The 8,255-nt window shown below is 61.4% G+C and carries 9 protein-coding genes; 7 read left to right on the top strand and 2 right to left on the bottom strand.

All coding sequences use genetic code 11. From position 1 onward, the window contains the following. Window positions 1-106 precede the first annotated feature (106 nt). A complete protein-coding gene (locus ACCD00_RS29305) occupies window positions 107-451 on the bottom strand; it encodes a pilin assembly protein (RefSeq protein WP_413428712.1) in 345 nt (114 codons plus the stop codon). Between the two features lie 200 nt (window positions 452-651). On the opposite strand from ACCD00_RS29305, the gene ppc reads away from it, so the two are divergent. From ppc to ACCD00_RS29275, 6 genes are all read left to right on the top strand, one after another. After that, entirely contained in the window at window positions 652-3,282 is a 2,631-nt protein-coding gene (gene ppc, locus ACCD00_RS29300; protein ID WP_413428711.1) for a phosphoenolpyruvate carboxylase, read from the top strand. Window positions 3,283-3,570: 288 nt separating this feature from the next. Continuing rightward, a complete protein-coding gene (gene adk / locus ACCD00_RS29295) occupies window positions 3,571-4,218 on the top strand; it encodes an adenylate kinase (protein WP_413428710.1) in 648 nt (215 codons plus the stop codon). A 93-nt stretch (window positions 4,219-4,311) separates the two neighbouring features. Further along, a complete protein-coding gene (gene tsaB, locus ACCD00_RS29290; RefSeq protein ID WP_008019587.1) occupies window positions 4,312-4,986 on the top strand; it encodes a tRNA (adenosine(37)-N6)-threonylcarbamoyltransferase complex dimerization subunit type 1 TsaB in 675 nt (224 codons plus the stop codon). A 254-nt stretch (window positions 4,987-5,240) separates the two neighbouring features. Beyond that, window positions 5,241-5,546, top strand: a complete 306-nt coding sequence (locus tag ACCD00_RS29285; RefSeq protein WP_413428709.1) for a hypothetical protein — start codon at window positions 5,241-5,243, stop codon at window positions 5,544-5,546. Next, window positions 5,546-6,406 (top strand): DUF72 domain-containing protein, encoded by an 861-nt coding sequence (locus tag ACCD00_RS29280; protein WP_413428708.1) that lies wholly within the window; start codon window positions 5,546-5,548, stop codon window positions 6,404-6,406. The genes ACCD00_RS29285 and ACCD00_RS29280 overlap by 1 nt, the downstream gene beginning before the upstream one ends. A 34-nt stretch (window positions 6,407-6,440) precedes the next feature. Further along, complete coding sequence (locus tag ACCD00_RS29275) at window positions 6,441-7,262, top strand: isocitrate lyase/PEP mutase family protein (RefSeq protein WP_413428707.1); 822 nt, start codon at window positions 6,441-6,443, stop codon at window positions 7,260-7,262. Between the two features lie 27 nt (window positions 7,263-7,289). Here the strand turns inward: ACCD00_RS29275 and ACCD00_RS29270 are convergent, their stop codons facing one another. Next, window positions 7,290-7,910, bottom strand: a complete 621-nt coding sequence (locus ACCD00_RS29270) for an energy transducer TonB (RefSeq protein ID WP_413428706.1) — start codon at window positions 7,908-7,910, stop codon at window positions 7,290-7,292. Window positions 7,911-8,003: 93 nt separating this feature from the next. Between ACCD00_RS29270 and ACCD00_RS29265 the strand changes: the two genes are divergently transcribed. Then, window positions 8,004-8,255: class I SAM-dependent methyltransferase (locus tag ACCD00_RS29265; protein ID WP_413428705.1), on the top strand; the 252-nt coding region annotated here is incomplete at its 3' end.

Genomic DNA, 8,255 nt, shown 5'->3' with positions numbered 1-8,255 from the left:
AAAAAATCATTTGGTGGCGGGGCGCTTCCCTTATAATTGGTTTAACCAACAAAATTTTTTTTTTTTTTAAAACCTTATCGCCCACCACCCCCCGCTCCCACAGGGTTCAATGCTTCTGTTTGTCGTCAGGCAGCGACAAATCGTGCAGATGCCGACGGGACAGGGCCAGGAAGCGCGGGGTCGGCCCGATGTCTTCGTACAGCGGATCGCCTTCTTCGTCGGTGGCGACCACGGTCGAGCCTTTGACGTACGGGAAGCTTCTTTCCAGTTCCTCCAGCGCGGCGCCGATCAGATCGCCGAGCAGTTCTTCGGGATGCCGCTTGGGGTACATCTCGATGATCGCGGCCAGCCGTGCGGCCGACTCGACGTCCAGATGAATCGAGTAGCCGGTGTCGGTCAGGCGACCCTTGGCGTTTTCTTCCCAGTGGTGGGCAAGTTCGCGGATTTTCATATTGACCTCATGGCGCTCCCGCTCGTGGCAGGCAGGGTGAGTGTCCGGCTTTGGCCGGCGATGGCCGTTGTACGGTTTATCTTCAGACTAGCTTCAACAGGCAAGGTTTAAAGGTCCTTCGTCGTCTTGCTTGTAAGAACCGGTCTGGGGCGGCACTCTCTAGGGTACTAGCCGCCCGGATTTTTGCTGGAGACCTGCTGATGACCGATATTGATGCACGCTTGCGCGAGGACGTTCACCTGTTGGGTGAGCTGTTGGGCAACACCATTCGTGAACAATATGGCGACGGTTTTCTCGACAAGATCGAGCAGATCCGCAAGGGCGCCAAGGCTGACCGGCGCGGCTCCGTGGACGCCGAACTCAGTGCCAGCCTGAACCAGTTGACCGAAGACGAATTGCTGCCGGTAGCGCGGGCGTTCAACCAGTTTCTCAACCTGGCCAACATCGCCGAGCAGTACCAGTTGATTCACCGCCGCGAGGAAACCCAACAGGCGCCGTTCGAAGCCCGGGTGCTGCCGGAATTGCTCGCTCGCCTGCGCGCCGAGGGGCATGGCGCCGAAACGCTGGCCCGGCAATTGGGGCGACTGGAAATCGAGCTTGTACTGACCGCGCATCCCACCGAAGTCGCGCGCCGCACGCTGATCCAGAAATACGATGCCATCGCCGCGCAACTGGCGGCCCAGGATCACCGTGACCTGACCAGTGCCGAGCGCGGGCAGATCAAGACCACCTTGCAGCGCCTGATCGCCGAAGCCTGGCACACCGAAGAAATTCGCCGCACGCGTCCGACGCCGGTGGACGAAGCCAAGTGGGGTTTCGCGGTGATCGAACATTCGCTGTGGCAGGCCATTCCCAATTATCTGCGCAAGGCCGATCAGGCCCTGCATGCCGCTACCGGCCTGCGCTTGCCACTGGAGGCGGCACCGATTCGCTTTGCCTCGTGGATGGGCGGTGATCGCGACGGCAATCCGAACGTGACGGCGGCGGTTACCCGGGAAGTCTTGTTGTTGGCGCGCTGGATGGCGGCTGATCTGTACCTGCGCGATGTCGATCATCTGGCGGCTGAACTGTCGATGCAGCAGGCCAGCGATGAATTGAAAGCCAAGGCGGGAGACAGCGCCGAACCTTACCGGGCCGTGCTCAAACAGCTGCGCGAACGCCTGCGGGCCACGCGCAACTGGGCGCACAGTGCGTTGACCGGCGCCACACCCGCCGGCGCCGATGTGCTGCAGGACAATCGAGAACTGCTCGATCCACTGGAGCTTTGCTACCACTCTTTGCACGAGTGCGGCATGGGCGTGATCGCCGACGGGCCGTTGCTCGATTGTCTGCGCCGGGCAGTGACCTTCGGTCTGTTCCTTGTCCGTCTGGATGTGCGCCAGGACTCCTCGCGGCACACCGCCGCCATGACTGAAATCACCGACTACCTCGGCCTGGGCCGCTATGAGGACTGGAGCGAAGAAGAGCGCATCGCCTTCCTGACGCGTGAACTGAGCAATCGTCGTCCCTTGCTGCCGGCGTACTTCAAACCCTCCGCCGACACCGCCGAAGTGCTGGCGACCTGCCGGGAAATCGCAGCTGCGCCGCAGGCATCCCTCGGTTCCTATGTGATTTCCATGGCCGGTGCGGCTTCCGATGTCCTGGCTGTGCAGTTATTGCTCAAAGAGTCCGGTGTGTTGCGGCCGATGCGCGTGGTGCCGCTGTTCGAAACCCTGGCCGACCTCGACAACGCAGGTCCGGTGATCGAGAAGCTGCTGCTGTTGCCGGGCTATCGCGCGCGCCTGCAAGGGCCGCAGGAAGTGATGATCGGCTATTCCGACTCGGCCAAGGACGCTGGCACCACCGCGGCGGCCTGGGCGCAGTACCGGGCGCAGGAGCAACTGGTGGATATCTGTCGCTCGAACGCCGTTGAACTGCTGTTGTTCCACGGTCGCGGTGGCACCGTGGGGCGTGGCGGCGGCCCGGCCCACGCGGCGATCCTGTCGCAGCCGCCGGGTTCTGTGGCGGGGCGTTTCCGCACCACCGAACAGGGTGAAATGATTCGATTCAAATTCGGCCTGCCAGACATCGCCGAACAGAACCTCAACCTGTACCTGGCCGCCGTGCTTGAAGCAACCTTGCTGCCTCCACCGCCACCGACGCCTGAGTGGCGCCATTTGATGGACGAACTGGCCGCAGACGGTGTCAGTGCTTACCGCGCCGTGGTCCGGGAAAATCCGCAGTTCGTGGAGTATTTCCGCCAGTCCACGCCGGAACAGGAACTCGGTCGTTTGCCGCTGGGCAGTCGTCCGGCCAAGCGTCGGGCCGGGGGCATCGAAAGCCTGCGGGCGATTCCGTGGATCTTCGGCTGGACCCAGACGCGCCTGATGCTGCCGGCGTGGCTGGGTTGGGAAGCAGCACTGAGCAAGGCACTGGAGCGTGGCGAAGGCGAACTGCTGGGGCAGATGCGTGAGCAGTGGCCGTTCTTCCGCACCCGCATCGACATGCTGGAAATGGTCCTGGCCAAGGCCGATGCCGACATTGCGCAGTCCTACGATGAGCGTCTGGTCGAGCCGAATCTGTTGCCATTGGGTGCGCACTTACGCGACCTATTGTCGCAGGCGTGCACCATCGTTCTCGGTCTGACCGGGCAGTCGCAGCTACTGGCACATAGCCCCGCGACCCTTGAGTTCATCCGCTTGCGCAACACCTACCTCGACCCGCTTCATCTATTGCAGGCCGAGTTGCTGGCCCGTTCGCGATTGCAGGACGTGGCGCAGGGCAGCCCGGTAGAACAGGCCTTGCTGGTGTCTGTCGCGGGGATTGCCGCCGGTTTGCGTAACACCGGCTAAGGTTTTTGCCGTGGGGTCAGGCATCCGGCAGGTGAGTCGGATGCCGCTGTATGACGGGTTGAAAAGTGCTGTCAGGCGACAGTTAATGATGGGGTTGCGACTTGGGGAACTGTGCGCAATGGTCGCAACAGGCAGCGGTTTCTCCGACTTTTGGCGTCTTGTGTGGGCGCAGCCTGCTGTGTATCTTGAGCAGCCTTTGACCGTTTGGGCGGTCACGACCCTATTTTTGAGATTGGCCCCACGAGGCGAATCTGACGTTATCCATATAAAAAATTGAGGAGCACATCGATGCGCGTCATTCTGCTGGGAGCTCCCGGGGCCGGTAAAGGTACTCAGGCTAAGTTCATCACCGAAAAATTCGGCATTCCGCAAATCTCCACCGGCGACATGCTGCGTGCTGCGGTCAAGGCCGGCACCGAGCTGGGCATCAAGGCCAAGAGCATCATGGATGCCGGCGGCCTGGTGTCCGATGACCTGATCATCGCACTGGTCAAGGACCGCATCGCCCAGTCCGACTGCGCCAACGGTTTCCTGTTCGACGGCTTCCCGCGCACCATTCCCCAGGCTGAAGCCCTGGTGACGGCCGGCGTCGAGCTGGATGCAGTGGTTGAAATCGCCGTCGAAGACGAAGAAATCGTCCAGCGTATCGCCGGTCGTCGTGTTCACGAGGCCAGCGGCCGCGTGTACCACATCGTCTACAACCCGCCGAAAACCGCAGGCAAAGACGACATCACCGGTGAAGAGCTGGTACAGCGCAAGGACGACACCGAAGAAACCGTGCGTCATCGCCTGTCGGTCTACCATTCGCAGACCAAGCCGCTGGTGGACTTCTACCAGAAGCTGTCGGCTGCCAATGGCAAGCCGCAGTACAGCCATATCGAAGGCGTCGGCTCGGTTGAAGCGATCACCGCCAAGGTACTTGAAGCGCTGAGCTGAAAAACCTGATCCGCTGCATCATCCACGGCCCGCTTGCGGGCCGTAGTTGTTTATACTGGCGCACTTTTTCTGACCTCTTTTACGGAAACATCGATGAGCACCTTGCTGGCCCTGGACACCGCGACTGAAGCTTGCTCCGTTGCCTTGCTGCATGACGGCAAGGTCACGAGCCATTACGAGGTGATCCCGCGCCTGCATGCGCAGAAGCTGTTGCCAATGATCCAGCAATTGCTGGCAGATGCTGGCACCACCTTGCAAGCGGTCGATGCCATCGCGTTTGGCCGTGGCCCGGGTGCCTTCACGGGCGTGCGCATCGCCATCGGCGTGGTGCAAGGGCTGGCGTTTGCCCTGGATCGCCCCGTGCTGCCGGTGTCGAACCTGGCGGTACTGGCGCAACGTGCGTTGCGCGAACACGGCGCCACCCAGGTCGCCGCCGCGATCGATGCGCGCATGGATGAAGTGTATTGGGGTTGCTACCGCGAAACGGCCGGGGAGATGCGCCTGGTGGGTGCGGAAGCGGTACTGCCGCCGGAGTCCGCTGCATTGCCGGCCGATGCCAGTGGCGAGTGGTTTGGCGCAGGCACTGGTTGGGGCTATGGCGAGCGTATCGCCGTCAGCCTGAGCGGGCAGGACGCGGGTATGTTGCCCCACGCCGAAGACCTGCTGACCCTGGCGCGATTTGCCTGGGAACGCGGCGAGGCGATCGTGGCCGACGAGGCGCAGCCGGTTTATCTGCGGGATAAAGTGGCGACGCCCAAGGCGCGTTGATTCACGCAGTACCTGTGGGAGCGGGCTTGCTCGCGAAGGCGTAGTCACATCCAGCATTTGACGTGGCTGGCCCACCGCTTCCGCGAGCAAGCCCGCTCCCACAGGGTTAGGGGTCTGCGCTAACTCTGCCAAGCATCATTTTCTAACCCGGCTTTTAAACCTTTTGCCTTTTATGTGTTCTAGTTATCACTCGGCGGTTTGCGAAGCGGGTTTTGCGCCACTAAACTGCCATCACTGATTCCGAGTATGCACGTATGCGTATAGACGGCGTTTCCTCTCAGTCCTACCCCATCAAGCGCAAACCTCGCAAAGGCCGCGTGGTGGAAGACGACGCCATCGATATCGAAGGCGAGCTGGAATTCCCGACTGAAGAGCAACTGGCTGCCCGCGCCGCCAAAGCCTCTGCGCAAAAACTGAGCAATCTTCCCGCCCGTCAGCAAGACATGATTTACCACCGTGCCATGAGCAAAAGTGTGGCGACAGCCCTGGCCAGCTATCTGAGCACTGCCGGTTTCGTCGATTGGGAAGCGGATGTGCTGAGGCTCGACCTGTACATCTGATGGTGCTGCCTTATTACCTCGGTTGTCCGTCCTGGAGCGAGAACGCCTGGCGCGATTACCTGTATCCGCCCGACGCCAAAACCGCTGATTTTCTTGATCTCTATTGCCAGGTATTCAATGCCGTGGAAGGCAACACGACCTTCTACGCCAGCCCGGCTGCCGGCACCGTGCAGCGTTGGGCCGACACCATGCCCGAACATTTTCGTTTCACCGCCAAGTTTCCCGGCGAGATCAGCCACGGGGGCGACCTGCGCGAGCAGTTGACCGCCGCCGACACCTTCCTGCAATTGCTCAGCCCCCTCGGTGAACGGGTGTCGCCGCTGTGGTTGCAGTTGTCGAAAAGCTTCACACCCCAACGTTTGCCCGAACTGGCCGGATTTATCGATGCCCTGCAGCGGCCGCTGGCCGTTGAAGTGCGACATGATGACTTTTTCGCCAGGGGTGACAGCGAGCGAATGCTCAATCGCCTGCTGCTGGATCGCGGTGTCGAACGTATCTGTCTCGATCCCCGTGCGCTGTTCAGTTGCACGTCTACCGAGGCTTCGGTACTGCACGCCCAATCGAAGAAGCCCCGTGTGCCACCGCGCCCGGCGGCATTCACGCAGTTCCCGCAGGTGCGTTTTATCGGCCACCCGACGCTTGAGGCCAACGATACGTTTCTCGAGCCATGGGTCGAGAAAATCGCGCTATGGATCGAAGAAGGCCGTACGCCGTACATCTTCCTGCACACGGCCGACAACCTGCTGGCGGCGAAACTGGCGCAGCGTTTTCATGCCCGACTGATGCTGCGTTTGCCTGGCTTGCCGGCGCTGCCTGAGCTATACAGAGAACCCGTCGCCGAGCAACTTGGCCTGCTCTGAGGCGGATTCCTTCCCCTCTTCAGGAGCCTGCCCAATGGATGCGCAAACCCTTCGAGCCCAGGCGTTCAAAGCCCTTCATGAGCGCCCCGGCGTTTTTGTGATTCCCAATCCGTGGGATGCCGGTTCGGCGAAAATGCTTGCCAGCCTCGGCTTCGAGGCGCTGGCGACCACCAGTGCCGGCTATGCCTTTTCTCAGGGCCGTGCCGATGGCGGATTGACCCTGGACGATACCCTGTTGAACGTTCGGGCGATTGTCGCCGCCAGCGACTTGCCGGTTGCTGTCGACCTGGAAAACGGCTTTGCCGACAACCCCGCTGATTGCGCGAAAAGTATCCTGCGCGCAGCAGAGGCCGGAGCCGTCGGTGGTTCGATTGAAGATGCCACCGGCCGCGAAGAAGGCCCGATCTATTGTTTCGAACACGCCGTGGCGCGAATCGAGGCCTCTGTCGCGGCCGCTCGCAGTTTGCCGTTCCCCTTCACATTGACCGCCCGGGCCGAAAACTTCCTGCACGGCAATCCCGATCTGAACGACACCATCCGCCGCTTGCAGGCATTCGCCGAGGCCGGTGCCGACGTGCTTTACGCACCTGGTCTGCGCAGCGCCGAGGAGGTGTTGGCAGTGGTGCGTGCCGTGGCGCCAAAACCGGTGAATGTGTTGATGTCGGGCGGCTTGAAGCTGACTGTCGAGCAGTTGGGTGAAATGGGCGTCAAACGCATAAGCGTCGGTTCGGCGCTGGCACTGGCGGCGTATGGCGAATTCTTCCGCGCAGCCGAAGAAATCCGGTCCTCAGGAACGTTCGGTTTCACTTCGCGGTCGATGCCGTACCAGAAGGCCAATCAGTTCTTCAAAGGCTGAACATTGAGTGTGGCAGGGTGCTGAGGATCAGGCGGCGATGCGCAGGTTCTGCAGGATGATCGGGCGGGCCCAGCCATTGTCGAAATCGAGTTGTTTCTGCTGTTCCACCCGTTCTTCTGGCGAGAATGGCGGGAACGGCTTGTCGAGCAGGTCGAGTTCGAATTCGGCGATCGGCAGGTGCAGCGGACGTGGTTGCGGGGCAGGGCTGGCTTCTGGCAGCGGCTGACCGGCGTTCAGCACGATCGGGCGCACCCAGCCGCTTTCGAAGTCCTGTTGTTTTTGCTGGGCGACGATTTCATCCACCGGGAACGGTGGGCGTGGTTTGTCGGCCAGGTCCATTTCGAATTCGGCAATCGGCAGGAACAGCGGCTCGGGCGGGCGGATCGGGGTGTCCTGCACGTCGCATTCGCGCTGGGACACGATGTGTGCCAGCAGGTCGCTGCCAACGGTGGGTTCAACCGGGCTTTCGAGATCGACCGGTGGAAAGTTCAGCGATTGCGGCAGCACTTCACCCGACTGTTCGGCCAGCGCCCGGGCAAAGAAATCCTGCCAGATGTGGCTGACGCCGCTCAGTGCCTGGGTGTTTCGCAGGTTGTAGTCGCCGTAGGGCGAGATAAAACCTGTGATTGTGGGTTGAATGTCTGACATTTCTCTCGGTCGACGCTCAGCTCTGGCAAAATGCTCGATAGTTTTGTTATCGGCCGTTTTTGCCGATCATTAATTTTTTGAGCGTGTTTTCCGATGATTGATCAACCTGCGGCCTGCCGCATCCATGTCCAGGCCCTGGACGCGGCTTTCGAGCCACAAGCCGAGCAATGGGCCGAGCGCCTGGGCTTGCCGATGCAAGTGGCGGACGGCGAATTTGCCTTGCAGGTGGGTGACCAGGGTTTGCAGCTGCAACAGCTGGGGCCGGATGCGCCGGGGCCGGTGCGGGTGGACTTCGTCGAAGGCGGTGCGGCCCATCGCCGGTTGTACGGGGGTGGCAGCGGGCAG

This window comes from Pseudomonas sp. Pseusp3 (assembly GCF_047304225.1).
Lineage (GTDB): Bacteria > Pseudomonadota > Gammaproteobacteria > Pseudomonadales > Pseudomonadaceae > Aquipseudomonas > Aquipseudomonas fluorescens_CD.
This window is presented reverse-complemented; position numbering and strand designations above follow the sequence as displayed.